Source organism: Pseudoxanthomonas winnipegensis (genome assembly GCF_004283755.1).
Classification (GTDB): Bacteria; Pseudomonadota; Gammaproteobacteria; order Xanthomonadales; family Xanthomonadaceae; genus Pseudoxanthomonas_A; species Pseudoxanthomonas_A winnipegensis.
On sequence record NZ_SHMH01000011.1, the window covers coordinates 21,055 to 44,600 of the forward strand.

The 23,546-nt window shown below is 68.9% G+C and carries 21 protein-coding genes; 16 read left to right on the forward strand and 5 right to left on the reverse strand.

Going from position 1 to position 23,546, the window contains the following annotated elements; genetic code table 11:
• Positions 1 to 378 precede the first annotated feature (378 nt).
• Positions 379 to 1,281 (reverse strand): LysR family transcriptional regulator, encoded by a 903-nt coding sequence (locus EAT51_RS18435; protein ID WP_228257992.1) that lies wholly within the window; start codon positions 1,279 to 1,281, stop codon positions 379 to 381.
• Positions 1,282 to 1,403: 122 nt separating this feature from the next.
• On the opposite strand from EAT51_RS18435, the gene EAT51_RS18440 reads away from it, so the two are divergent.
• A complete protein-coding gene (locus tag EAT51_RS18440) occupies positions 1,404 to 2,126 on the forward strand; it encodes a pirin family protein (RefSeq protein WP_130561886.1) in 723 nt (240 codons plus the stop codon).
• Between the two features lie 71 nt (positions 2,127 to 2,197).
• Here EAT51_RS18440 and EAT51_RS18445 read toward each other — a convergent pair whose 3' ends face one another.
• On the reverse strand, positions 2,198 to 2,629 hold the full coding sequence (locus EAT51_RS18445) for a hypothetical protein (RefSeq protein WP_130561887.1): 432 nt from the start codon (positions 2,627 to 2,629) through the stop codon (positions 2,198 to 2,200).
• Between the two features lie 339 nt (positions 2,630 to 2,968).
• On the opposite strand from EAT51_RS18445, the gene EAT51_RS18450 reads away from it, so the two are divergent.
• The 9 genes from EAT51_RS18450 to EAT51_RS18490 all read left to right on the forward strand — a co-directional run bounded on the left by EAT51_RS18450 (position 2,969) and on the right by EAT51_RS18490 (position 11,362).
• A complete protein-coding gene (locus EAT51_RS18450) occupies positions 2,969 to 3,349 on the forward strand; it encodes a DUF4345 family protein (RefSeq protein ID WP_130518500.1) in 381 nt (126 codons plus the stop codon).
• A 79-nt stretch (positions 3,350 to 3,428) separates the two neighbouring features.
• A complete protein-coding gene (locus EAT51_RS18455; protein ID WP_130518502.1) occupies positions 3,429 to 3,998 on the forward strand; it encodes a sigma-70 family RNA polymerase sigma factor in 570 nt (189 codons plus the stop codon).
• On the forward strand, positions 3,995 to 4,798 hold the full coding sequence (locus tag EAT51_RS18460) for an anti-sigma factor (RefSeq protein WP_130518504.1): 804 nt from the start codon (positions 3,995 to 3,997) through the stop codon (positions 4,796 to 4,798). The genes EAT51_RS18455 and EAT51_RS18460 overlap by 4 nt, the downstream gene beginning before the upstream one ends.
• A gap of 45 nt (positions 4,799 to 4,843) precedes the next feature.
• Complete coding sequence (locus tag EAT51_RS18465; protein WP_165422723.1) at positions 4,844 to 5,842, forward strand: acyl-CoA desaturase; 999 nt, start codon at positions 4,844 to 4,846, stop codon at positions 5,840 to 5,842.
• Positions 5,839 to 7,086: an NAD(P)/FAD-dependent oxidoreductase gene (locus tag EAT51_RS18470; RefSeq protein WP_130518506.1), complete on the forward strand. Its 1,248-nt coding sequence runs from the start codon at positions 5,839 to 5,841 to the stop codon at positions 7,084 to 7,086. Before EAT51_RS18465 ends, EAT51_RS18470 begins: the two co-directional genes overlap by 4 nt.
• 68 nt (positions 7,087 to 7,154) lie before the next feature.
• Positions 7,155 to 7,958: a DUF1365 domain-containing protein gene (locus EAT51_RS18475; protein ID WP_228257993.1), complete on the forward strand. Its 804-nt coding sequence runs from the start codon at positions 7,155 to 7,157 to the stop codon at positions 7,956 to 7,958.
• Positions 7,955 to 9,250, forward strand: coding sequence for an SAM-dependent methyltransferase (locus EAT51_RS18480; protein ID WP_130518510.1), 1,296 nt, complete (start codon positions 7,955 to 7,957; stop codon positions 9,248 to 9,250). Before EAT51_RS18475 ends, EAT51_RS18480 begins: the two co-directional genes overlap by 4 nt.
• Positions 9,247 to 10,029 (forward strand): DUF1295 domain-containing protein, encoded by a 783-nt coding sequence (locus EAT51_RS18485; protein WP_130518512.1) that lies wholly within the window; start codon positions 9,247 to 9,249, stop codon positions 10,027 to 10,029. The genes EAT51_RS18480 and EAT51_RS18485 overlap by 4 nt, the downstream gene beginning before the upstream one ends.
• Before the next feature lie 253 nt (positions 10,030 to 10,282).
• On the forward strand, positions 10,283 to 11,362 hold the full coding sequence (locus EAT51_RS18490; RefSeq protein ID WP_130561888.1) for an SAM-dependent methyltransferase: 1,080 nt from the start codon (positions 10,283 to 10,285) through the stop codon (positions 11,360 to 11,362).
• Positions 11,363 to 11,495: 133 nt separating this feature from the next.
• Here the strand turns inward: EAT51_RS18490 and creC are convergent, their stop codons facing one another.
• Both creC and creB read right to left on the reverse strand, forming a co-directional pair.
• Positions 11,496 to 12,935, reverse strand: coding sequence for a two-component system sensor histidine kinase CreC (creC, locus tag EAT51_RS18495; RefSeq protein WP_130561889.1), 1,440 nt, complete (start codon positions 12,933 to 12,935; stop codon positions 11,496 to 11,498).
• 3 nt (positions 12,936 to 12,938) lie between these two features.
• Entirely contained in the window at positions 12,939 to 13,622 is a 684-nt protein-coding gene (creB, locus tag EAT51_RS18500; protein WP_323052894.1) for a two-component system response regulator CreB, read from the reverse strand.
• 35 nt (positions 13,623 to 13,657) lie between these two features.
• Between creB and EAT51_RS18505 the strand changes: the two genes are divergently transcribed.
• Positions 13,658 to 14,515 carry a 23S rRNA (adenine(2030)-N(6))-methyltransferase RlmJ gene (locus EAT51_RS18505; protein ID WP_130561891.1) on the forward strand — a complete coding sequence of 286 codons (858 nt, stop codon included), beginning with the start codon at positions 13,658 to 13,660 and terminating at the stop codon, positions 14,513 to 14,515.
• Positions 14,516 to 14,518: 3 nt separating this feature from the next.
• On the opposite strand, the gene EAT51_RS18510 is transcribed toward EAT51_RS18505, so the two are convergent.
• The gene (locus EAT51_RS18510) at positions 14,519 to 16,810 is read right to left on the reverse strand and encodes a TonB-dependent receptor (RefSeq protein ID WP_165422724.1); all 2,292 of its coding nucleotides are present in this window, start codon (positions 16,808 to 16,810) and stop codon (positions 14,519 to 14,521) included.
• A 775-nt stretch (positions 16,811 to 17,585) separates the two neighbouring features.
• Here EAT51_RS18510 and EAT51_RS18515 point away from each other — a divergent pair.
• The 5 genes from EAT51_RS18515 to EAT51_RS18535 all read left to right on the forward strand — a co-directional run bounded on the left by EAT51_RS18515 (position 17,586) and on the right by EAT51_RS18535 (position 23,520).
• Positions 17,586 to 18,167, forward strand: coding sequence for a GNAT family N-acetyltransferase (locus tag EAT51_RS18515; RefSeq protein ID WP_130518524.1), 582 nt, complete (start codon positions 17,586 to 17,588; stop codon positions 18,165 to 18,167).
• Positions 18,168 to 18,250: 83 nt separating this feature from the next.
• On the forward strand, positions 18,251 to 21,742 hold the full coding sequence (gene mfd / locus EAT51_RS18520; RefSeq protein WP_130518526.1) for a transcription-repair coupling factor: 3,492 nt from the start codon (positions 18,251 to 18,253) through the stop codon (positions 21,740 to 21,742).
• Positions 21,743 to 21,826: 84 nt separating this feature from the next.
• Entirely contained in the window at positions 21,827 to 22,069 is a 243-nt protein-coding gene (locus EAT51_RS18525; protein ID WP_130518528.1) for a hypothetical protein, read from the forward strand.
• 124 nt (positions 22,070 to 22,193) lie between these two features.
• Entirely contained in the window at positions 22,194 to 22,553 is a 360-nt protein-coding gene (locus EAT51_RS18530; protein WP_228257994.1) for a hypothetical protein, read from the forward strand.
• A gap of 436 nt (positions 22,554 to 22,989) precedes the next feature.
• A complete protein-coding gene (locus tag EAT51_RS18535) occupies positions 22,990 to 23,520 on the forward strand; it encodes a hypothetical protein (protein WP_130518530.1) in 531 nt (176 codons plus the stop codon).
• Positions 23,521 to 23,546: the final 26 nt, after the last annotated feature.

Consider the following 23,546-nt stretch of genomic DNA (forward strand, 5'->3'; position numbering starts at 1 on the left):
GTCGCGGCATGGCCTGGCTTGGACGCGGATCCCCGCAGCCACGGTTAAGCGCTGGAGCTGGAGGGGTCTGGCTCCTCGCGAAGAGCACCCCTCCCCAGCCCTCCCCTTCGCCTGCGGCGAAAGGGAAGGGGCAAAGGCTTCTCGCGCCTACTCACTTGACGCACGTGTCCAGCAGCTTCGAGGTCTGCTCCTCCCCTTTGCGCGGAACGCGCAAGGGGGAGGCTGGGAGGGGGTGAGGCTCTTCGCGAAGAGCACCCCTCCCCAACCCTCCCCTTCGCCTGCGGCGAAAGGGAGGGGGCAGAAGCCTATGCCGCCCACGAACCTATCGCACGGGCGTGCCGATCGAATCAGCTCATGCCGATTGGACCGGGGTGCGGCTTACGAGGTGTGAGCCGGGTCGAAGCGTTCGACGAGGAAGTCGACGAAGGCGCGCACCAGCAGCGAGGCCTGGCGGTGCTGGGGGTAGAGGGCGTTCATCGCGATGGGGGCCGGTTCGAACGCCTCCAGCACCGGGACCAGCCGGCCATCGGCCAGGCAATCGTCGAGCAGGAAGGCCGGCAGATGGACCAGGCCGTGGCCGGCGAGCGCGGCCTGTACCAGCACTTCGCCGTTGTTGGCGTGCAGGCGGCCGGAGACCTCCACCGCCAGGGCGCGGCCTTCGCGCAGGTAATGCCATTGGCTGGTGCGGCCGTGGCCGTAGAGCAGGCAGGCGTGCTCGCGCAATTGGGTGGGCTGGTGCGGCGTGCCGGCGCGCTGCAGGTAGTCGGGACTGGCGCAGGTGACCATGCGCAGCGCGCCCAGGCGCCGGGCCACCAGCGTGGACTCGGCCACCGCACCGATGCGCAGCGCCACGTCGAAGCCCTCGCCCACCAGGTCGACCGCGCGATCGCTGAGGTCCAGCTCCACGCTGACCTCGGGATAGTCGGCGAGGAAGGCCGGCAGCACCGGCCCCAGATGCAGGGTGCCGAAGGACATCGGCGCGCTGACGCGCAGGGTGCCGCGCGGACGCGCCCCGCCCTGCTGGCAGATGGCCATCTCGGCCTGGTCGACGGCGGCGACGATCTCGCGCGCATGCTCCAGATAGGCCAGGCCCAGCGGCGTGGGGCTCAGCCGGCGCGTGGTGCGGTTGAGCAGGCGCACGCCCAGCCGGGCTTCCAGCGCGGCGATGCGCCGGCTGACCAGCTGCTTTGAAGTGCCCACGCGCTCGGCCGCGGCAGTGAAGCTGCCGGCGTCCACCACCTCCTGGAATACGCGCATGTCTTCGAGGGCGTTGATTGTCATCTCTTGGTTGACAGTATTTCCATCCGAGACGGATTTATAGCACCACGATGCGACAGTAGGATGCTCGCACGGTGAGGCCAGGCCCCACCGCCCCATCCCGAACACCCCGCCAGGAGTACCCCATGCACGACATCATCCGGGCCGACAAGCGCGGCGTCGCCAACCACGGTTGGCTCAACTCGCGTCATACCTTCTCCTTCGGCCACTACTACAACCCGCAGTTCATCGGCTTCTCGGACCTGCGCGTGATCAACGACGATCGCGTCGCCCCGGGCCAGGGCTTCGGCACCCATCCGCATCGCGACATGGAGATCTTCTCCTACGTGCTGGAAGGCGCGCTGGCGCACAAGGACTCGATGGGCAGCGGCTCGGTGATCCGCCCGGGCGACGTGCAGCTGATGAGCGCCGGCTCCGGCGTGACGCATAGCGAGTTCAACGGCTCGGACCGGGAGAAGGTGCACTTCCTGCAGATCTGGATCGTGCCCAACGTGACCGGCGCGCCGCCGCGCTACCAGGAGAAGTCCTTCCCGGAAGCCGAGAAGCGCGGCCAGCTGCGGCTGATCATCTCGCCCGACGGTGCGCAGGGTTCGCTGGAGATCCGCCAGGACGCGCGCGTCTACGCCGGCCTGTTCGACGGCGAGGAACGCGCGTCGCTGACGCTGGGCGATGACCGCCACGCCTATGTGCATGTGGCCCGCGGCTCGATCGAGCTGGACGGCCAGGCCTTGAACGAAGGTGACGGCGTGCGCGTGCGCGATGCCGGCACGCTGACCCTGGCCAGTGGTCGCGGCGCCGAGGTCCTGGTGTTCGACCTGCGCCCCAACGAGGTGCCGGGCCTGCACTGAAGCCCGAAGGCGTGAACGCTGCGGCCCGCCGCGTGTGCCCCCCCAAGGGCCGCGCGGCGGGCCGTTTTGCGTCAGCCCCAGCGGCAGACCTTGAACACCGCCGCATCCCAGCGCGAGGCATCGTCGAAGGACCAGTGCAGGCCGCGGCGGGCATGGGCCGCCGCCCGCGCCGCGCGGGCACGCGCGCAGGCGTCGGCTCGTGGGATACGCATCGCCGCCGGTCTCGACCTGGCGTTGCGCGAGGCGCGCATGCGCGATGCGGCGCGAGATTCCGCCCGGGTCAGCGAGGCCTGCCAGGCCTCGCGCGTCGTCTCGATCCTGTGCTGCGCCTCGTCCCGGTCCAGGCGCGGGCCCGGCACGGCGACCAGTTCGGCCCGCGCCCAGGTCTGCAGCGGAAGGCCGGCACAGGGCGCCTCCTGGTAGGCCGCGCCCTGCGCGGCGGCGCAGCGATAGATCGCCTGTGCCCCGGCATCGCCGGCGGCCAGGCCCATCAGCAACAACAACAGTGCGCATCCGTGTCGCATCGTCTCGTCCCTCGGTGTCCGCAGGGCCTCAGGCTCGCGCGTCGCAATGCCTAAGCCCATCGGACAACGCCGCAGGGCGGCGTCGGACGATGCCGCCCTGCATCCGCGCCGGCGTCGCCGACGTAATCCTCGGTGTCGCCCCCGGAGCCGATGCCGATGTCCCCCGTCTTGAAGCCCTTGTTGGACGCATGCACGATCCCGGCTTCGGCATGCGCCCCCATGCTGCTGACGCGCCATGCGCAGTGAGCCTGTCATGGTCAGCGCGCCTGCCCTGCCGGGGCGACGGCACGCCCATCTGAATTGCGGAGGAAACGCGGCATGGTCAACGCCTACCTGTGGCTCAACGCGCTGCTCTACATCGCCCTGGCGCTGTGGTGCACGCTGGCGCCGGAAAGCACCGCGCAGGCGGTGGGATTCACCGCGCTCACCCCGGCCGGGCAGACCGAGTTCCTGGCGGTCTATGGCGGCATGGAGTTCGGCATCGGGCTGCTGTTCGCCTATTTCGCCCGCAGCCGGCAGCCGCGCAACGGCCTGGTCCTGGCCCTGCTGTTCTATGCGCCCATTGTGGCCTGGCGTGCCTATGCCATCGCGCGCTACGGGCTGCCGGGCGGCACGACCCTGGGGCTGGTGGTGGGCGAATGGCTGCTCCTGCTGGCCGCGGCTGGGCTGTTCCTGTGGCAGCGCAGCAGGGCTGGGTGAACGTGTCGAGACCGCATTGACGGGAAGCCCCGTAGGATCTGCGGCACCTTCCGCCCTCTCTTCAGAAGACGCGCGCCGCATGGCGGATTTCCCCGAACGCGACATCCTGGCCGACGACGCCGACCAGCTGCTGCTGGCCACGGCCCGCGGCGACCATCTTGCGTTCGAGCGCCTGTACAAGGCGACTTCGCCGCGCCTGTACGCCGTGTGCCTGCGCGTGCTGACCCAGCGCAGCGAGGCCGAGGACGTGCTGCAGGAGGTCTATACCAATGTCTGGCGCAAGGCGGTGCAGTTCGATCCGGGCAAGGCCGGCGCGCTGACCTGGCTGTCGATGCTGGCGCGCAACCGCGCGATCGACCGCCTGCGCGCCGGGCGCAACGAGCGTCAGTCGGTCCCCATCGATCTGGGGCCTGAGCTGATCGACGACACGCCCGGCGCCGAACAGCTTGCCGACGCCGCCCTGCAGGCCCACGGCCTGGACGTCTGCCTGGAGGAACTGGAACCGCAGCGGCGCACCCTGATCCGCACCGCCTTCTTCGAGGGCTGCACCTACGAGGAGCTGGCCACGCGCAGCCAGACCCCGCTGGGCACGGTGAAGAGCTGGATCCGCCGCAGTCTGGCCAAGCTCAAGGCGTGCCTGGAACGATGAACACCCACGCCGAACCCTTCGAGCAGGATCCGCCCGGTCACGGCCCGCTGGCTGGCGAGTACGTGCTGGGCGTACTCGACCAGTCGCAGCGGGCGCAGGTGCAGGCGCGCATCGCCCACGATCCGGCCTTCGCCGCCGAGGTGGCGCAGTGGGAAGCGCATCTAGCGCCGCTGCTCGAACAGCTGGAGCCGGTCGCGGTCCCGGACTATGTCTGGGCACGCCTGCGCGCGGCCCTCGCGCTGCCGGAAGCCAAGCCCGTGCCGGCGACGTCTGCGCCGAAGGCGGCGCCGAGCGGCTTCTGGAACAACCTGGGCCTGTGGCGCAGCGTCGGCATCGGCAGTCTGGCCACCGCCGTGGTGGCGGTGCTGGCGTTGGTGTCCACCCTGCGCAGCGTGCCGCCGGCCCCGCAGCCGCCGCCGGTGGCGCAGCAGCCGCCCGCGTCCAGCGGCATGCCGCAGATGGTCTCCACCCTGGCCCAGGACGACGGCAGCACCGGCTACGTGGCGACCATGGACGCGCGCAACGGCCGCATGACCATCATGCCGATGCAGCCGATGCACCAGGACGGGCGCGTGCCCGAGCTGTGGATCATCCCCAAGGGCGGCAAGCCGATCTCGATGGGCGTGATGGATCCCGAGCATCCGGTCGAGCATGTCCTGCCCGAGCCGATGCGCAAGCTGCTGCGTGCCGACGCCCTGCTGGCGGTGACGATGGAACCGCCTGGCGGCGCGCCGGGCGGCGTGGCGACCGGACCGGTCGTCGCCAAGGGCGCCATCACCGCGCTGACGCTGGGCAGCTGACCGCTGCATCCGGGAGGGTGCGTGCGACGTACATCTCCTCACGCAATGCCTGAAGGAGTCTTCGTGTCAGACCCGGCCCTCGCCGATGCGCCCGTCTCCCCTGCCCCGCCCGCCGCCCGCGCGCGCTGGTGGCAGGCGCTGCGGCGCTGGTTCGACACCGCCGAAGACGCATCGCTCGATGCGGCCCGCGCCGACCGCATCGACTGGCTGCGCGCGGTACCCTTCATCGTGCTGCACCTGATGTGCCTGGGCGTGTTCTGGGTGGGCTGGTCGTGGTTCGCCGTCGCCACCGCGATGGCGCTGTACGCGGCGCGCATGTTCGCGATCACCGCCTTCTACCATCGCTACTTCGCGCACAAGGCGTTCAAGACCTCGCGCCCGGTGCAGGCGGCGTTCGCCGCGCTGGGCGCGATGAGCGTGCAGCGTGGCCCGTTGTGGTGGCCCGCGCACCATCGCCACCACCATCGTGTGACCGATACGCCGGACGATCCGCACTCGCCGCGCCAGCATGGCTTCTGGTGGAGCCACATGGGCTGGTTCCTGACCCCGCGCGGTTTCCGCACCGACTGGACCGCGATCCCGGATCTGCGCCGTTTCCCCGAGCTGCGCTTCATTGACCGCTTCGACCTGCTGCTGCCGGTGCTGCTGGCCGCCGGGCTGTTCGCGCTGGGCATGGCGCTGGAGCGCTGGGCGCCGTCGCTGCACACCGACGGGCCGCAGCTGCTGGTGTGGGGGTTCTTCGTCTCCACCGTGGTGCTGTTCCATGCCACGGTCACGATCAACTCGCTGGCGCACCGCTTCGGCTCGCGCCGCTTCGAGACGCGCGATGACAGCCGCAACAACGCGCTGCTGGCGCTGCTGACCTTCGGCGAGGGCTGGCACAACAACCACCATCACTTCCCCGGCTCGGCACGGCAGGGCTTCGTGTGGTGGGAGGTGGACCTCACCTGGTACGGGCTGAAGCTGATGTCGTGGATGGGTCTGGTGCGCGACCTCAAGCCGGTGCCGCCGGGGCTGCTGCGTCGCACGCGGGGCGCGCGATGAGCCGCATCGCGGTGGTCGGCGGCGGCATCGCCGGCATGGGCGCGGCCTGGGGACTGTCGCAGCGTCATCAGGTGACGCTGTTCGAGGCCGGCGACTATCTAGGCGGGCATACGCACACCCACGACATCGAGATCGACGGGCGGCACTACGCGGTCGATACCGGCTTCATCGTGTTCAACCCGCTCCACTACCCGTTGCTGACGCGCCTGTTCGACACGCTGGGCGTGGCCTCGCAGCCGACCACGATGAGCTTCTCGGTCAGCGATGCGCGCAGCGGGCTGGAATACAACGCCGGCACGCTGGCCGGCCTGTTCTGCCAGAAGCGCAACCTGGTCAACCCGACGTTCTGGCGGATGCTGGGCGACCTGCGCCGCTTCTACCGGGAGGCGCCGCAGGTGTTGGCCGAGCCCGCGCCGGGTCCGACGCTGGGCGAATACCTGGCGGCGAACGGCTACTCGGCTACCTTCCGCGACGCGCACATCGTGCCGATGGCCTCGGCGCTGTGGTCCTCGCCGGCCAGGACGATCCTCGACTTCCCGATGCGGCATCTGGTGCGCTTCATGCACAACCACCACATGCTGCAGCTCACCGGGCGCCCGCCCTGGCGCGTGGTCAGCGGCGGCTCCAACCGCTACGTGCAGGCGCTGCAGAAAGCCTGGCGTGTGGAAGTGCAGCTGGCCACGCCCGTGCACGGCGTCAAGCGCCAGGCGAAGGGGGTGCGGCTGTGGACCGCCGCGGGCGAACAGGACTTCGATGCGGTGGTGCTGGCCTGCCACGCCGACGATGCGCTGGCGCTGCTGGAGGACGCCGACCAGGAGGAACGCGCGGTGCTCGGCGCGGTCACCTACCAGGACAACGACACCGTGCTGCATACCGATGCGCGCGTGCTGCCGCGCGATCGGCGCGCCTGGGCCGCGTGGAATGCGCGCCTGCCCGAGCAGGAGGGCGATACCTGCACGGTGAGCTATTGGATGAACGCCCTGCAGTCGCTGGACGCGCCGGTGCCCTTCATCGTCAGCCTCAACCAGGACGCACACATCGACCCGGCGCGCGTGCTGCGCCGGATGCGCTACCGCCATCCGCACCAGACCGCCGCCTCGGTCTCCGCGCAGGCCGCGCTTCCGCGCATCCAGGGGCGCGGCCAAGTGTGGCACGCAGGCGCCGGCTGGGGCTTCGGCTTCCATGAGGACGGGCTGCGCAGCGGACTGGACGTGGCCCGCGCATTGGGATCGCCATGGCCGTGAGCCACGCCCGCGAGAACGTTTCGGCCCCTGGCCAAGTGCACGACGCAAGGACGTGTGCCGATGGTTTTGTGCGCGATACCGCCTCGACCGCGCTGGCCAGCGCGCTGTACGTGGGCCGCGTGCGCCATCGCCGCCACGCACCCAGGCCGCATGCCTTCACCTGGCCGCTGTTCATGGCCTATCTGGACCTGGACGAGCTGGACCGCGTGTTCGCCGGGCGCTGGCTGTGGTCGCGCGGGCGCCGCAATGTGGTCGAGTTCCGGCGCGCGGATTTCCTCGGCAATGCCGCGGCGCCGCTGGATCAGTCCGTGCGGGACCTGGTGCAAGAGCGCACCGGTCAGCGGCCGCACGGCCCGATCCGCATGCTCACCCACCTGCGCACCTTCGGCTACAGCTTCAATCCGGTGACGTTCTACTACTGCTTCGCCGCGGATGGCCGCACGCTGGAGACGCTGGTGGCGCAGATCACCAATACGCCTTGGAAGCAGCGCCACGCCTATGTGCTGCCGGTGGCGCAGGCCACGGTCGATGGCGACTTCCTGCAGTGGCGCTTCGACAAGCGCTTCCATGTCTCGCCGTTCATGGCGATGGAACACGACTACCGCTGGCGCTTCGATGTGCCGGGGCGTGCGCTGCGCGTGCACATGGACGTGCTGAGCCCGCCCGATCCGCAGGGCGGCAACGCGCGTCGCTTCGACGCCACCCTGAGCCTACGGCGCCGGCCGATGACCGGCCGCCACATGGCCGCGGCGCTGCTGCGCTATCCGCTGATGACCCTGCAGGTGATCGTCGGCATCCATTGGCATGCGCTGCGCCTTTGGTTGCGCGGCAATCCCGTCCACGACCATCCCGACAAGAGGGCCGCCCCATGACCCGCCTCGACGCGTCCACCACACCGTCCGCCAGCGCGCCGGCAGATTCCGGCTCGTTCGTCGAACGCCTGCTGCGCCGCCGCCTGCTCGACACCCTGGGCCAGCTGCGCGGCGGTCGGCTGGTGCTCGAGGAGGCCGGCCAGATGCACGTGCTCGGCCACTGCGAGGTCGACGAGCCCGCGCCGCTGAGCGCGCACATGCGCGTCCACGACCCGGCGTTCTGGCGCATGGCCGCGTTGAACGGTAGCGTCGGCGCGGGCGAGGCCTGGATGGAAGGGCTGTGGGACTGCGACGACCTGGTCGCGCTGATGCGCCTGCTGGTGCGCAACCGCGACCTGCTCGACGCCATGGACAGCGGCACCGCGCGCCTGGGCGGTGCGGCGATGAAGCTGCTGCATGCCTGCACGCGCAACACCCGCCGCGGCAGCCGGCGCAACATCGCCGCGCATTACGACCTGGGCAATGCGCTGTTCGCGCTGTTCCTGGACGAGAACCTGATGTACTCCTCGGCCATCTACGAGGATCAGGACGAGTCGCTGGAGGTCGCCGCCACCCGCAAGCTCGACCGCATCTGCCAGAAGCTGCAGCTGGGGCCGCAGCACCGGGTGGTGGAGATCGGCACCGGCTGGGGCGGCTTTGCCCTGCATGCGGCCGGGCGCTACGGCTGCCATGTCACCACCACCACGATCTCGCGCGAGCAGCACGACCTGGCCGCGCAGCGCATCGCGCAGGCCGGGCTGCAGGACCGCATCACCCTGCTGATGGGCGACTACCGCGACCTGGAGGGCCGCTTCGACCGGCTGGTCTCGATCGAGATGATCGAGGCGATCGGCCATCAGTACCTGGACACCTACTTCGCCAAGGTCGGCGATCTGCTGGCCCACGACGGCCAGGCGCTGATCCAGGCCATCACCATTGAGGACCATCGCTATGCGCAGGCGCGCGATTCGGTGGACTTCATCAAGCGGCACATCTTCCCGGGCAGCTTCATCCCCTCGGTCGCGGCGATGACCGGGGCGATGGCCAAGGCCAGCGACCTGCGCCTGTTCAACCTGGAAGACATCGGCCCCAGCTACGCGCTGACCCTGCGCGCCTGGCGTGCGCGCTTCACCAGCCGGCTCGACGAGGTCCGCGCCCTGGGCTACGACGCGCGCTTCATCCGCATGTGGGTGTTCTACCTGGCCTATTGCGAGGCCGGCTTCCTGGAGCGCTCCATCGGCGATGTACAGCTGTGGCTGACGCGGCCCGGCGCACGCGCCGTGCAGTACCCCTACGCGTTGGCAGGCGCATGAACGGCTGGTTGATCCTGCATGTGCTGCTGGTGGCGGCGGTGGTCATGCTGCTGGCCTGGCTGTGGCAGCGCCGCACGCGCAACGCCGGCGTGGTCGACGTGGTCTGGGCCGCGGGCATGGCGGGCAGCGCGGTGTACTACGCCCTTGCGGCGAACGGTGCGGCCTTGCCGCGCGCGCTGGTCGCGCTGCTGGGCGGGGCCTGGGGACTGCGTCTGGCCTGGCATCTGGGCCGGCGCGTGTTCGGCGATGCGCATGAGGACGGCCGCTATGCGTATCTGCGCCAGCACTGGCACGACCACCAGGGCAAGTTCCTGCTGTTCTTCCTGGCCCAGGCGCTGATGATCGTGCTGCTGTCGCTGCCGTTCTGGATCGTGGCGCACAACCCCGGCGCCGCGTTCTCGGCCTGGACCGCGGCCGGGATCGCGGTGTGGCTGGTGGCGTTGGCCGGCGAAAGCCTGGCCGATCGCCAGCTGGCCGCGTGGAGGCGCGATCCCGCGCACAAGGGCCGCACCTGCGACGCCGGCCTGTGGGCCTGGTCGCGCCATCCCAATTACTTCTTCGAGTGGGTGCACTGGTTCGCCTACGTGCTGCTGGCGATCGGGCTGCCGTGGGGCTGGGTGCTGGCCGCCTTCAGCGGCCCGGTGCTGATGCTGGCCTTTCTCTATCGGCTCACCGGCATTCCCTTCACCGAGGCCCAGTCGCTGCGCAGTCGCGGCGAGGACTATGCGCGCTATCAGCGCCGGGTCAGCGCCTTCTTCCCGCGTCCGCCTAAGGCTTAGGCGTCATGGACTTCGGGATGAGTGCTGCCAACCACACCACGTCGTTCCCGCAAAAGCGGGAACCCATGGACCTTGCTTGCCCGCCAGAAAGTCCCTGGATTCCCGCGTGCGCGGGAATGACGGTAGCTGGGTTTGTTCGCGGCTGGAAAGGTCACTCCGCTTGGAGAAGGCGACCAACGCAGACCAGCGCTGCCTAGCGCCTCGCATTCGCTACAGATCCCATCACACGCATTAAATCCCCCTGGAGTTGCCGATGTCCGCCGCCCGCCCCCTGCCCGAACACGATGCCTCGCGCGAGAGCCTCGCCACGCGCCTGGCCGAATCCGGCCGCCTGCCCGATCCGCTGCTGCGCCTGGGCATCCGCCGCCAGTGCGCGCAGCGCCTGAAGGAAGAACGCCGCGGCGGCCCCGAAGCCGTGCGCCAGCGCCAACAGGCGCTGCTCGACGCGCTGCGCCTGGACGCCATCGCGGTGGAGACCCAGGCCGCCAACCGTCAGCACTACGAGCTCCCGCCGGAGTTCTTCCGCCTGTGCCTGGGCAAGCACCTGAAGTACAGCAGCTGCCTGTGGGACGAGCACACCACCGAGCTGACCCAGGCCGAGGAGAAGATGCTGCGCCTGTATGGCGAGCGCGCCGACCTGGCCAACGCCAGCCGCATCCTGGAGCTCGGCTGCGGCTGGGGGTCGCTGACGCTGTGGATGGCCGAGCGCTATCCCAGGACCATGATCACCGCGGTGTCCAACTCGCGCCCGCAGAAGGAGTTCATCGAGGCGCGCTGCCGCGAGCGGGCGATCTTCAACGTCGAGGTCATCACCTGCGACGTCAACACGCTGCAGCTGCCGCAGGGCATGTTCGACCGCGTGGTGTCGATCGAGATGTTCGAGCACATGCGCAACTACCAGACGCTGATGGGGCGCGTGGCCGGCTGGCTCAAGCCGGGCGGCAAGCTGTTCGTGCACATCTTCTGCCATCGCGAGCTGGCCTACCTGTTCCAGACCGAGGGCGAGGACAACTGGATGGGCCGGCACTTCTTCACCGGCGGGCTGATGCCAGCGGCCGACACGCTGCTGCAGTTCCAGGAGGCGCTGACCCTGGAGGAGCGCTGGCTGCTGCCCGGCACCCACTACGAGAAGACCGCCAACGCCTGGCTGGCCAACCAGGACGCGCACCGCGACCAGATCATGGGCCTGATGCGCCAGACCTACGGCGTGGCCGAGGCGGCCCGCTGGTACCAGCGCTGGCGCATGTTCTGGATGGCCTGCGCCGAGCTGTTCGGCTACGCCGGCGGCAGCGAGTGGATGGTCGGCCACTACCGCTTCCGCAAGCCCGCCTGACGCGATCGCCTCGCCCTTCCCCTTAGCGCGACCAGCGCAAGCGACCTGCCCCTCCCCTTTCCGCGAAGCGCAAGGGGGAGGCCGGGAGGGGGTGCTCTTCGCGAAGACCCCTCAGCCGCAGCTCAACGCTCCCTCAAGCGACAGGTAACTCCACCGTCGCCACCGCCCCACCCTCTTCACCGTTGCACAGCGCAACCCGCCCCCCGTGCAGCCGCACCACCTCGCGCACGAACGGCAGCCCCAGCCCGGTGCCGCGGCGCCCGCTGGCCGGCGCGGGCAGCGAATAGAACCGCTCGAACACCCGCGCCAGCGCGTAGTCCGGCACGCCCGGCCCGGCATCGCGCACGCGCAGCACCACCGTGCCCTCGGCGGAACCTGCCGACAAGATGATGCGCCCACCCCGCGGCGAGAACGCCAGCGCGTTGTCCAGCAGATTGGCCAGCGCCTGGCGCAGCAGGAAGGCATCGCCCTGCACCACCAGCCCCGCCTCGGCCTGCACCTCCAGCGCCACTTCCGCAGCCTGCAGGCGCGGCGCCATGGCCGCGGCCACCTGCGCCAACAGCTCGGCGACCGCCACCGGCGCCCGCGTCTGCAGCCAGCCATGCTGTTCGACCTCGGCCAGCGCCAGCAGCTTGTCGATGGTCTCGGTCAGGCGCTGCTGCTGGTCCAGGATGTTGCGCGCGAAGCGCTGGCGCTCGGCCTCCGGCAGCGGCTCCTGCAGCAGCTCGGCCGCGCCACGGATGCCGGCCAGCGGGCTCTTCATCTCGTGGGTCAGCGACTGCACGTACTGCTCGACGTAGTCCTTGCCCTCCAGCTTGCGGCGCATTGTTTCCAGCGCCTGGCCCAGGTCGCCGATCTCGTCGCGCCGCGGCTTGGGCGGGGGCACCGGCAGGCCGGCGCTGACCGCCTGCGCATAGCGGTTGAGCCGGCCGATGCCGCGCGCCAGCCACCAGGTCATCAGCACGCCGATCAGCACCGACAGCCCCACCAGCCAGCCGCCGCGGCGCAGGATGCTGCGCTGGCTGGCGGCGATGAACGGCTCGAAGGTGCGGTTGGGCTGGGACAGCGTGAGCACGCCGATCAGCCGCCGCGGCGCATCGCCCGGCGCATAGATCGGCGCGGCGACGTGCATCACCGTATTCACTTGATCGCCCGGCGTCTCGGGGCTGGAGCGCGCGCCGTACTGGCCGCGCAGCGTGCGGTAGACATCGTTCCAGCGCGAGTTGTCGCGGCCCAGGTCCTGTCCACGCGAGTCGAACACCACCACCCCGCGCGCATCGGTGATGCTGACCCGGTAGTCGATGCGCTTTTTCGGGATCTGCCAGATGTGCGCATCGACCTCGCGCTGGAAGGCGGTGTCCATCTCGCGCGCGAACCGCCCCGTGCCGATGCGCCCGGCGGCCAGGTCGTCGGCGGCCATCACCGCCAGCACGTTGGCCGTGTCCACCAGCGTGGACTCCATCGCCTGGCGCACGCCCGGCTTGACCTCGGCCACGAACACGCGCATGACGAAGAACGCCGCAAGGCCAGTGATCAGGAAGAAGCCGAGGAACAGCCGCAGGCCCAGCTTCATCGGCTACAGCTCCAGCGAATAGCCCAGCCCGCGATGCGTGCGCACCGGATCGGGCTGCGCGCCGGCCGCGCGCAGCTTGGCGCGCAGGGTCTTGATATGCGTGTCCACGGTGCGATCGGCGCTGTCGGCATCGCGGTCCCAGCCGCGGTCCATCAGTTGGGCGCGGCTGAGGATCGCGCCAGAACGCTGCAGCAGCGCGGCCAGCAGCGCGTATTCGTAGCGGGTCAGGTCCAGCGGCTGGTCGCGGAAGCGGATGCGATGGCCTTCGTCGTCGATGCTGAACGCCCCTTGCGCGCGCTCGGCCGGCGCCGCGCTGGCCGGCCGGCGCAGGCGGGCGCGCACGCGCGCGACCAGCTCGCGCGGGGAGAACGGCTTGGCCACGTAGTCGTCCGCGCCCAGCTCCAGGCCCAGCACGCGGTCGATCTCGTCGTTGCGCGCGGTCAGGAACAGCACCGGCACCTGGCTGAAGGCGCGCAGCTGCCGGCACACCTCGAAGCCGCTGCCGTCGGGCAGGCCCACGTCCAGCACCACCACGTCGATGCCGCCGCCGCGCACGCGCGGCGCCACCTCGCGCGCCAGCGCCACGTGCTCGGCCTGCAGGCCTTCGCTGCGCAGCGCATAGAGCACCGCGTCGGCGATGGCGGGCTCGTCTTCCACGACCAGGACCTTGGGCATGCCGCGCAGCATAGCCGCGCCCTGCCGCGCGCTCTATCCTTGCGCGCATGAACTATCGACACGCCTTCCACGCCGGCAACCATGCCGACGTGCTCAAGCACATGGTGCTGGTCAACCTGCTGGAGGCGCTGAACCGCAAGGACAGCCCCTACTTCGTGCTCGACACCCACGCCGGACGCGGCCACTACCTGTTGGCCTCGCCGGAGGCGCGCAAGACCTCCGAGGCCGAGCACGGGGTGTTCAAGCTGTTCGGCCAGCCGCAGCTGCACCCCAGCATCGAGGCCTATCTGCGCGCGGTCCAGGCGCACAACCCGGTCGGCGCGCTGGTGGCCTACCCCGGCTCGCCGCTGCTGGTGGCCCAGCACCTGCGCGAGGGCGACCGCCTGGCCGCCTGCGAACTGCAGCCCGAGGAGGCCCAGGCCCTGCGCGAGCTGTTCCACCGCGACGCGCGCGTGGCGGTGCATGCGCGCGACGGCTACGGCGCGATCAAGGCCCTGCTGCCGCCGCGCATCGGCCAGGTCAAGTACGGCCGCGGCCTGGTGCTGATCGACCCTCCCTACGAAGCGCAGGACGCCGAGTACCCGCAGATCATCGCCGCCGTGCGCGAGGGCCTGACCCGCTGGCCCGGCGCCAGCTTCGCGGTCTGGTACCCGATCAAGCAGCGGCGCACGCTACAGCCCTTCCTGCGCAAGGCCGCGGCGCTGCCGGCGCGTTCGGTCTGGCTGGCCGAGCTGCAGGTGCGCGCCGACGATTCGCCGCTGCGCCTGGCCGGCAGCGGCATGCTGATGATCAACGCCCCCTGGCAGTTCGAGCAGGCCATCGCCCAGGGCCTGCCGCAGCTGCAGCAGGCCCTGGGCGAAGCCGGCGCGACCACCCGGCTGGAATGGCTGCGACAGCCGGACTGAAGCCTAGAACTTCTTGCGCAGGGTCACGAACACCTGCCGCGGCGCGCCGGCCTGCATGGTGTTGTTGAGCGAGGCGGCGGTGTTGAAGAACTGCCCCGAGCCCAGCGCGGCGATGTAGCGCTTGTCCAGCAGGTTGGTGGCATTGAGCTGGATCTCGCTGTTGTCCCAGATCCCGCCTGCGAGGCGGTAGCCCAGCGTCGCATCGACCAGGGTGTAGCCCGGCGTGGTGACATCGCCGGTGTAGGTCACGTTGCGCTTGGAGGTGTAGGCGCCGGACAGGTTGCCGAACAGCGTGCCGTCGTCGTAGTTGAGCTCCAGCTTGGCCAGCTGCTCCGGCGTATCGACCGGCCGCACGCCGCGCGTGGGCACCGTGGTGGTGCCGTTGACGGTGTCGTCGTCGTACTGGCTGTCGTTGTAGGAATAGGAGCCGATCAGCGACAGCGCCGGGTCGATGCGCCAGGTCAGGCCGGCCTCCACGCCCTGGCTGGTCACGCTGCCCACGTTCTGCAACACGCTGGGATTGCCCAGGATGTTGGCCGAGCTGAAGGCCGCCAGCAGGCGGTTCTCGAACTTGACGTGGTACAGCGTCAGCGAGCCGCGCAGCGCATCGGCATCGAAGCGCCAGCCGCCTTCCACCGTGCGCGAGGTCTCCGGCTTGAGCGTGCCGCGGATCGCCTCGAACCCGGCCTGGGTGGTGCCGAACGGCCCGCGGAACGAGCTCTGGAAGGCGCGCATGTTCTCGGCATAGTTGGCGAAGAACTCGCTGCCGCCCACGCGCCAGGCAGCACCCACCTGCGGCTGGAACCAGTCCTTGGCCTCGATATGGCCGTTGATGAACGGCGTGCCGGCGCGGGTGACGATGCCGTTGCGCACCTTGGCGCCCTTGAAGCCGGCGTCGATGGTCAGCCGATCGTTGACCGACCAGCGATCGCTCAGCGAGACCTGGTTGGTGATGGTGGTGAGGTCGGTGAGGAAGTCGCTGCGGAACGGATTGGACAGGAAGTCGGTCACGTCCGGGCGGTGGCTCAGACTGGCCGCGTAGTAGTTGCGATCGGTCGAACCGCGGTTGTCCTCGTACCAGTAGGTCGCCTGCAGGCTGTGCGCGCCCAGCGTGGCGGTGGCCTCCAGCAGCGCGCCATCGCGGTCCACGCCGTATTCGGTGGTGCGCACCGACAGCGGGAAGCCGTCGGGGCTGAACACCGCCGGCGTATAGATGCCGCCCGAGCCCTTGTCGGTGTGGCGGTAGTAGGTGCCCTTCAGGCTGAGCCAGTCGCCCACCGGCACTTCCAGCGTGCTAGCGCCCAGCCAGTCGCGGCGGATGCCGCCGCTGTCGTAGTAGGTGTCGTTGACGGTCTTGTACGGCGCCGGGAACTGCGTGCCGGCCGACGGGAACGGCAGCGGCTTGCGCGCCGCGGCGGCCTTGCGATTGGCATCGACCTGCGAGAGCAGGATCGCCGTGGCGTAATCCGGCGCCAGGAAGTCCAGGTCGTAGCCGATGGTGCGCAGCGTGGCCGGCGAGAGGTCGGCGTAGTTGCGCTCGCGGTGCAGCGAATAGTTGACCCAGGTGGTCAGCGTGGCGCGGCCGATCTCCTGCTCCCACTTGGTGTTGAGCTTGCGGTCGGGCTGGGTGCCGCTGCCCTTCCACTTGTCCGCGTCGTGGTAGACGCCGGAGATGGACAGGCGGGTGCCGGTGGACAGCTGGCCGGTCTCGGCGCGGGCGAAGACGTGCGTGGTCGCATCGCTGCCGTACGTCGCGGCCACCTCGCCGCCGGCCTTGTCCTCCAGCGGCCGCGAATAGAACTGCAGGCTGCCGCCCAGGTTGCTGGTCGAGGCCACGCCCAGCCCGCCCGCGCCCTGGGCGAACACCACCCGGTCGATGTTCTCGGCGGCGATGGCGCGGCTGATGTGCAGGCCGTTCCAGGTGTTGTAGAACATGTCGCCCAGCGGCACGCCGTCCAGCGTATAGCCCATCTGGCTCTGGTTGAAGCCGCGCACCGACAGGCGCGTGCCCAGCTCGTAGGTGCCGAACGGATCGGAGGACTGCAGCGCCACGCCCGGCAGCCGGGCGATGGCCTTCAGCGGCGAGCTGCCGGGCGCCAGCAGGTCGATGGCCTGGGCCGAGACGGTCTGCTCGGCGCGCACGGCGCCATCGCCGTACACCACGATCTGCGACAGCTCGGCGGGCTTGGAAGGATCGGTGGCAGCGGCGCCGTCGGTGGTCTGGGCGTGCAGCGGCGCGGCCAGCACGGTCAGGACCACCGGCAGCCGCGAGGCGAGCGCGAGGCGTGATGTCATGGGGAAATGAGGCAGATGCAAGGGCCAGCGACGATATCGGCGCTGCGCTGCAGCAATACGACGGGCAGATGACAGTCGGGTGTGGGTGCCATGTCGGTGCGGCAGGTTCAGCGGCGCGCGGATAGGCGAACCCGGTTGATGCGACGCTTGGACGTCCATGGATTCCCGCGTTCGCGGGAATGATGAGCAGAGGCCTCGGACCAAGCTGGGGGTCTGACGGCGACCGGCAAGCCAGGCGTCCGACAGCGCTCGTCCGAGACCTTTGATCCCAACCTTCGTCATTCCCGCGAACGCGGGAATCCAGGGACTTTCACGCGGCAAAGCGCAAGACGCTGTATTCCCGCCTTCGCGGGAATGACGGCCGAGGTTTTCGCTGCCGTCGTTGTCGTGGCCACGGCAGATGACGGCAGTGGCGAAGCTGTGTCCATGCCGTGTCAGCGCCGGTCGCGTCGCGCAACGGTCATCAAGCTTGCCTGGCCACGCCCATCAAGCCTGAAAGCTCACCATGACCATCAAGCTCGGAAGCTCACCCCGGTCATCGAGCTTCGAACCCCACCCTCGTCGTTCCCGCGAACGCGGGAACCCATGGACGTTCGCGCGAACCGCCCAACGCCCTGGGTCTCACCGGCACCCGGGTTTCAGCCAGGCGACCACCCCGTGTCCAAGCCATGTCACCGACACGCACAGCCCCCGCTTTCCATGTGCCCCACCCTGTCCGCTTCGTCATCACCCATGTCAATCCGGACTTCACCCGGCCCGTGCCAGCATCGCTTCCATGAGCGGGCAAAAGCGACTGCCGCCGTGGCATGAGAACTTCCGGTTGCGTGACGGCCGCGAACTGCTGATCCGCCCCATCCGGCAAGAGGATGCGGCGCCGATCCGTGGTGCATTCGAGCTGCTGGAACCGATCGAGATCCGCCAGCGCTTTCTCACGACCATGGCCGAACTTCCGGCGGACCAGGCCGCGCGCCTGTGCAGCCCGGACCCAAGAACCGAATTCGCCCTGGTGGCGGCCGAGCCCTTGCCTCCCGGCGAGGCCCTGGTCGGCGCCGTGGCCAGGGCCCGGGTGCTGCCCGACGGCCAGCAGGCCGAGTACGCCGTGCTGGTCAGCCGCTTCATCGCCGGCCAGGGCGTGGGCCGTCACCTGATGCGCAGGCTGGTCAAATGGGCGCGCGGCCGCAATCTGCGGCAGCTGCTCGGCGATGTGCAGCACGACAACCAGCCCATGCTGCAGCTGGTGCGCTCGCTCGGCTTCCGCGTCCTGCCCGAGCGCCCGGCCCAGGGGCTGGTGCGCGTGGTGCTGGACCTGGACACCGCCGACGGGCGCCTGCCCGCCGAGACCACCAGCCCGGCCTGAAGCGCCTCGCCCCGCCGAGCGCTCCGAGCGTACCGGCCGCCTCACGCGGCCGGGCTTGCCGGCCACGTTAAAATGGTGGGCTGATGAGTAAGCCCGTCCCCTCCCCGCCGCTGCCTCGCGCCGGCCACGCGCGCGCCTGGTGGCGCGCCCCCGCCTCCCCGACCGCCCTGGCCTGGTACCTGATCCAGGCCGCGCGCGCCCACGATGGCCCGCTGCTGGCCATCGCCGCGGACAACCACGCCGCGCACCAGATCGAATCGGACCTGCACACCCTGCTTGGCCCCGACGCCGCGCTGCCGGTGCTGCCGTTCCCGGACTGGGAAACCCTGCCCTACGACCGCTTCAGCCCGCATCCGGACATCGTTTCCCAGCGCCTGGCCGCGCTGAACCGCCTGCCCACCCTGGGGCGCGGCATCGTCGTGGTGCCGGTGCAGACCCTGATGCAGCGCCTGGCGCCGGTGGCGCGCATGTCCGGCAGCAGCTTCGACTACAGGGTCGGCGAGAAGCTGGACTTCGACACCGAGAAGCGCCGGCTGGAAGCGGCCAGCTACCGCAACGTGCCGCAGGTGCAGGACCCGGGCGACTTCGCCGTGCGCGGCGGCCTGCTGGACGTCTATCCGATGGGCGCCAAGGCGCCGCTGCGCATCGAGCTGTTCGACGAGAGCATCGACACCATCCGCGCCTTCGACCCGGAGACCCAGCGCTCGCTGGAGAAGACCGAGGCGATCCGCATCCTGCCCGGGCGCGAGGTACCGCTGGACCCGCGCAGCGTGGAGAAGGCGATGAACGCCCTGCGCGAGCGCTTCGACGTGGACACGCGCCGCAGCAGCCTCTACCAGGACCTCAAGTCCGGCCTGGCGCCGGCCGGCATCGAGTACTACCTGCCGCTGTTCTACGAGCAGACCGCCACCCTGTTCGACTACGTGGGCGACAAGGCGCTGCCGGTGCTGGCCGATGCCGCGCTGGCCAACGCCGACGCGTTCTGGTTGCAGGCGCAGTCGCGCTACGAACAGCGCCGGCACGATGTCGAGCACCCGGTGCTGCCGCCCGAGGAGCTGTACCTGGCGCCCAACCCGCTGCGCGAGCTGCTCAACCAGCGCCCGCGCGTGGAGCTGTGCGGCCCGAACCATCCGCGCGTGGAGGACGCCGCGCCGCTGGGCGACGTCACACTGCCGCCGCTGCCCCTGGCCCCGCGCGACGCCCCCGCCGGTCACGCGCTGCGCCAGTTCATCGAAGGCTACCCCGGCGGCGTGCTGGTGGCGGCCGACTCGGCCGGCCGCCGCGAGGCGCTGCTGGAGGTGATGCAGTCGGCCGGGCTGAAGCCGCAGGTAGTGCCCGACTTCACCGCCTTCCTCGGCGGACGCGCTGCCAGCGACGGCGAGGCCGCGCCGCTGAAGTTCGCCATCGCCGTGTCGCCGCTGGAAGACGGCTTCGCCCTGGAGGCCCCGCGCATCGCGGTGCTGACCGAGCGCCAGCTGTTCCCCGAGCGCGCCAACCAGCCGCATCGCCGGCGCCGCAGCGGCAAGGAACCCGAGGCGATCATCCGCGACCTGGGCGAGCTGTCCGAGGGCGCGCCGATCGTGCACGAGGACCACGGCGTGGGCCGCTACCGCGGCCTGGTCACGCTGGAGGCCGGCGGCATGCCGGCCGAATACGTGGAGATCGAATACGCCAAGGGCGACCGCCTGTACGTGCCGGTGGCCCAGCTGCACCTGATCAGCCGCTACTCCGGCGCCTCGGTGGAGACCGCGCCGCTGCATTCGCTCGGTGGCGAGGCCTGGACCAAGGCCAAGCGCCGCGCCGCGGAGAAGGTGCGCGACGTGGCCGCCGAACTGCTGGAGATCCAGGCCCGCCGCCAGGCCCGCGCCGGCCTGGCGCTGGACGTGGACCGGTCCATGTACGAGCCGTTCGCCGCGACCTTCCCCTTCGAGGAGACGCCGGACCAGCACGCGGCCATCGAGGCGGTGCTGCGCGATCTGGCCAGCAGCCAGCCGATGGACCGCGTGGTCTGCGGCGACGTGGGCTTCGGCAAGACCGAGGTCGCCGTGCGCGCGGCCTTCGCCGCGGCCAGCGCCGGCAAGCAGGTGGCCGTGCTGGTGCCGACCACGTTGCTGGCCGAGCAGCACTACCGCAACTTCCGCGATCGCTTCGCCGACTGGCCGCTGCGCGTGGAGGTGCTTTCGCGCTTCAAGTCGACCAAGGAGATCAAGGCCGAACTGGCCAAGGTGGCCGAGGGCCAGCTGGACGTGATCGTCGGCACCCATCGCCTGCTGCAGGCCGACGTCAAGTTCAAGGACCTGGGGCTAGTGATCGTCGATGAGGAGCAGCGCTTCGGCGTGCGCCAGAAGGAGGCGCTCAAGGCCATGCGCGCCAACGTGCACCTGCTCACCCTGACCGCCACGCCGATCCCGCGCACGCTCAACATGGCCATGGCCGGCCTGCGCGACCTGTCGATCATCGCCACCCCGCCGGCCAACCGCATGGCGGTGCAGACCTTCGTCACCGTCTGGGACGAAGCGCTGCTGCGCGAGGCCTTCCAGCGCGAGCTCGCCCGCGGCGGCCAGGTGTACTTCCTGCACAACGACGTGGAGAGCATCGGCCGCATGCAGCGCGACCTGCAGGCGCTGGTGCCCGAGGCGCGCATCGGCGTGGCCCACGGCCAGATGCCCGAGCGCGAGCTGGAACAGGTGATGCTGGGCTTCCAGAAGCAGCGCTTCAACGTGCTGCTGTGCTCGACCATCATCGAGTCGGGCATCGACATCCCCAACGCCAACACCATCATCATCAACCGCGCCGACCGCTTCGGCCTGGCCCAGCTGCACCAGCTGCGCGGCCGCGTCGGCCGCTCGCATCACCGCTCCTACGCCTATCTGGTGGCGCCGGAAACCCGCTCGCTGACCGACGACGCGCGGCGCCGGCTGGAAGCGATCTCCTCGATGGACGAACTGGGCGCCGGCTTCATGCTCTCCACCCACGACCTGGAGATCCGCGGCGCCGGCGAACTGCTGGGCGAGGACCAGAGCGGCCAGATGGCCGAGATCGGCTTCAGCCTGTACACCGAACTGCTGGACCGCGCCGTGCGCTCGATCCGCCGCGGCCACCTGCCCGACGTGGACGTGGGCGAAGAGGCCCGCGGCGCCGAGATCGGCCTGCACGTGCCGGCGCTGATCCCCGAGGACTACCTGCCCGACGTGCACACCCGCCTGACCCTGTACAAGCGCATCTCCAGCGCCCGCGACGTGGACGAACTGCGCGAGCTGCAGGTCGAGATGATCGACCGCTTCGGCCTGCTGCCCGACCCGGTCAAGCACCTGTTCGCCACCGCCGAACTCAAGCTCAGCGCCGACGCGCTGGGCATCCGCAAGCTGGAACTGGGCGAAACCGGCGGGCGCATCGTGTTCGAGGCCAAACCCAAGATCGACCCGATGACCGTCATCCAGCTGATCCAGAAACAGCCCCGCATCTACGCCATGGACGGCCCGGACAAGCTGAAGATCAAGCTGCCCCTGCCTGAGCCGGCCGACCGGTTCAATGCGGCCAAGGGATTGATGGCGGCGCTGGCGCCGGCGGGGTGATGCTGCACCGAGCCCGCAAACTGAGGTAGATTGGCGTCGTCGGCCCCGGCGTCGTGCCGGGGTCTTTTCCAAGGAGTTGGAATCATGAAGCGCGAACCGTTGATCCTGCTGGCTGTGTTTGTGGCTGCCCTTTTGATCCATTCGCTCGGCGCACCGGCCACACACTTCGCCGATGATGCATTCACCATGGGCTACCGCGTCGGGTCGGCCATTGGCGAGGCAGTGCGTGACATGGGTTACGCGGCCATCGGGCTGGTTCTATTTCGCGCCCTGGATCGACGCCGCACCGAACGCGCCACGACCGAGGGCACGCTGGGAGCGCGCTGAGCCTTTGGAGACCCCGAAGCTGCCTGCGTGTCAGCCTCGGCCCTCCTCGTACTGTCGGCAGGACCTGATCATTCCGTCCTGACGTCGCTTCGCGGCGCGACTTAACTTAGACCCGGGTGCTCGCATGAAGTTGCTCGCACACTTAGTCCTCTTCGTTGCTCTTATGGCGATCTGCGCGACAGGGCGTGCGACTTCATCCTTGTCGTTCGAGGGTCGAGGCTATTGGTTGGACCTTGAGATTGGACACGCCGATCAGCCAGTTGTAGCAAGCATCACTTTCCACAAGCCAGGAGACTCGAAGGGCGTTGTTCTGCGCGACAATTTTCTGGTGAAAATTTTCGACGTACGCAGCAAGAGACTAGTTCTTGACTACAAAGGCAGCGATCCTCGTGTAGGGCCGTTCACGCTCATTGTCCATGGTGAAAGAGCCACACTTGAAACGGCTGGAACCCACATAAATTCTGATTTCAGCTGGCTCATGTAGATGCGCGACCGCGCACCTACTAGTTCATTCAAGCCGACACCGCTTCGCGGCGCTGGTTGACTTAAAAGTTTGCGCGGTGCTTGCGCTTCAGCTGGACGCTGATGCGTGCGGGGAGTTCAACCACCTGCGCAATGCCCTTTGGGGGTTATCTCAATCACTACGAAAGAGTATTTTTGATGACTCTCTCACTCCATATATGTATAAGTCGCCTCAACCGCGCGCATTTTGTAATTGGGCCGGGTTCATTATTACTATCCCCAGCTGTGCCAGCCCGACCGACACCCAGCGCCTCGCCGAATCAGAGCCAGACCATCAATCACGCTAGCCCCTCGCGACACCTGAAAAATGAACCTGACCGCGTTACTGAGTCCGCTTTGCAGGTCAGCTCCACTCAGGCGTTGGTCGCTATCCAACATCACTCGTTCGCGGAGTCCAGATGAGTGCCGTCTTTGAAGTCAGCAAGAGAATTGATCTAACTACGACAGATGTACCTGGCACACATGGCCTTATCCGGACACTTAGCCCTTCAAGTATTACGCAAGTAAAAAAATCTATAGATAGCGGCTATTGCGGTGTCTATGTATTTTCTCTACTGGGTGGCGGAGGCAACCCAGTCCCTTGGTATGTTGGGCTTGCAAAAAAGCAGCCGTTGGGAATCGAATCAATGGAAAAAGACAAGCTGCGCAAGTACGCCGCCGCGATGTTCGGACGAAGAGGATCACCATCCATTACGTTCTTGTGCCCAATAGGCAATGCATCAATAAAAGGCATAGATGGCCTTGAAACTTTGCTAATCTGGATCGCGAGAGCAAAAAATCCGAACCTTCTTAATGAAAGGAAGGTTAGCGGCAAGCCAGGCAGCATTATCTCCTTAACCAATTCTATTCTCGTAAAAGGAGTTATAAATCGCGGCCAAGGCAAGCCATCAAACGTGGCGCTCGACTTCATCGGCATGATGGGCCTCTAACCTGCCCGAAGGTGCGCCTAAAAGTT

Bases quoted from the DNA above. Each gene is read 5' to 3' on its own strand.
- EAT51_RS18435 (WP_228257992.1), bottom strand. From the start codon at position 1,281: ATGACAATCAACGCCCTCGAAGACATGCGCGTATTCCAGGAGGTGGTG.
- EAT51_RS18440 (WP_130561886.1), top strand. From the start codon at position 1,404: ATGCACGACATCATCCGGGCCGACAAGCGCGGCGTCGCCAACCACGGT.
- EAT51_RS18450 (WP_130518500.1), top strand. From the start codon at position 2,969: ATGGTCAACGCCTACCTGTGGCTCAACGCGCTGCTCTACATCGCCCTG.
- EAT51_RS18455 (WP_130518502.1), top strand. From the start codon at position 3,429: ATGGCGGATTTCCCCGAACGCGACATCCTGGCCGACGACGCCGACCAG.
- EAT51_RS18460 (WP_130518504.1), top strand. From the start codon at position 3,995: ATGAACACCCACGCCGAACCCTTCGAGCAGGATCCGCCCGGTCACGGC.
- EAT51_RS18465 (WP_165422723.1), top strand. From the start codon at position 4,844: ATGCCTGAAGGAGTCTTCGTGTCAGACCCGGCCCTCGCCGATGCGCCC.
- EAT51_RS18470 (WP_130518506.1), top strand. From the start codon at position 5,839: ATGAGCCGCATCGCGGTGGTCGGCGGCGGCATCGCCGGCATGGGCGCG.
- EAT51_RS18480 (WP_130518510.1), top strand. From the start codon at position 7,955: ATGACCCGCCTCGACGCGTCCACCACACCGTCCGCCAGCGCGCCGGCA.
- EAT51_RS18485 (WP_130518512.1), top strand. From the start codon at position 9,247: ATGAACGGCTGGTTGATCCTGCATGTGCTGCTGGTGGCGGCGGTGGTC.
- EAT51_RS18490 (WP_130561888.1), top strand. From the start codon at position 10,283: ATGTCCGCCGCCCGCCCCCTGCCCGAACACGATGCCTCGCGCGAGAGC.
- creC (WP_130561889.1), bottom strand. From the start codon at position 12,935: ATGAAGCTGGGCCTGCGGCTGTTCCTCGGCTTCTTCCTGATCACTGGC.
- creB (WP_323052894.1), bottom strand. From the start codon at position 13,622: ATGCTGCGCGGCATGCCCAAGGTCCTGGTCGTGGAAGACGAGCCCGCC.
- EAT51_RS18505 (WP_130561891.1), top strand. From the start codon at position 13,658: ATGAACTATCGACACGCCTTCCACGCCGGCAACCATGCCGACGTGCTC.
- EAT51_RS18510 (WP_165422724.1), bottom strand. From the start codon at position 16,810: ATGACATCACGCCTCGCGCTCGCCTCGCGGCTGCCGGTGGTCCTGACC.
- EAT51_RS18515 (WP_130518524.1), top strand. From the start codon at position 17,586: ATGAGCGGGCAAAAGCGACTGCCGCCGTGGCATGAGAACTTCCGGTTG.
- mfd (WP_130518526.1), top strand. From the start codon at position 18,251: ATGAGTAAGCCCGTCCCCTCCCCGCCGCTGCCTCGCGCCGGCCACGCG.
- EAT51_RS18525 (WP_130518528.1), top strand. From the start codon at position 21,827: ATGAAGCGCGAACCGTTGATCCTGCTGGCTGTGTTTGTGGCTGCCCTT.
- EAT51_RS18530 (WP_228257994.1), top strand. From the start codon at position 22,194: ATGAAGTTGCTCGCACACTTAGTCCTCTTCGTTGCTCTTATGGCGATC.
- EAT51_RS18535 (WP_130518530.1), top strand. From the start codon at position 22,990: ATGAGTGCCGTCTTTGAAGTCAGCAAGAGAATTGATCTAACTACGACA.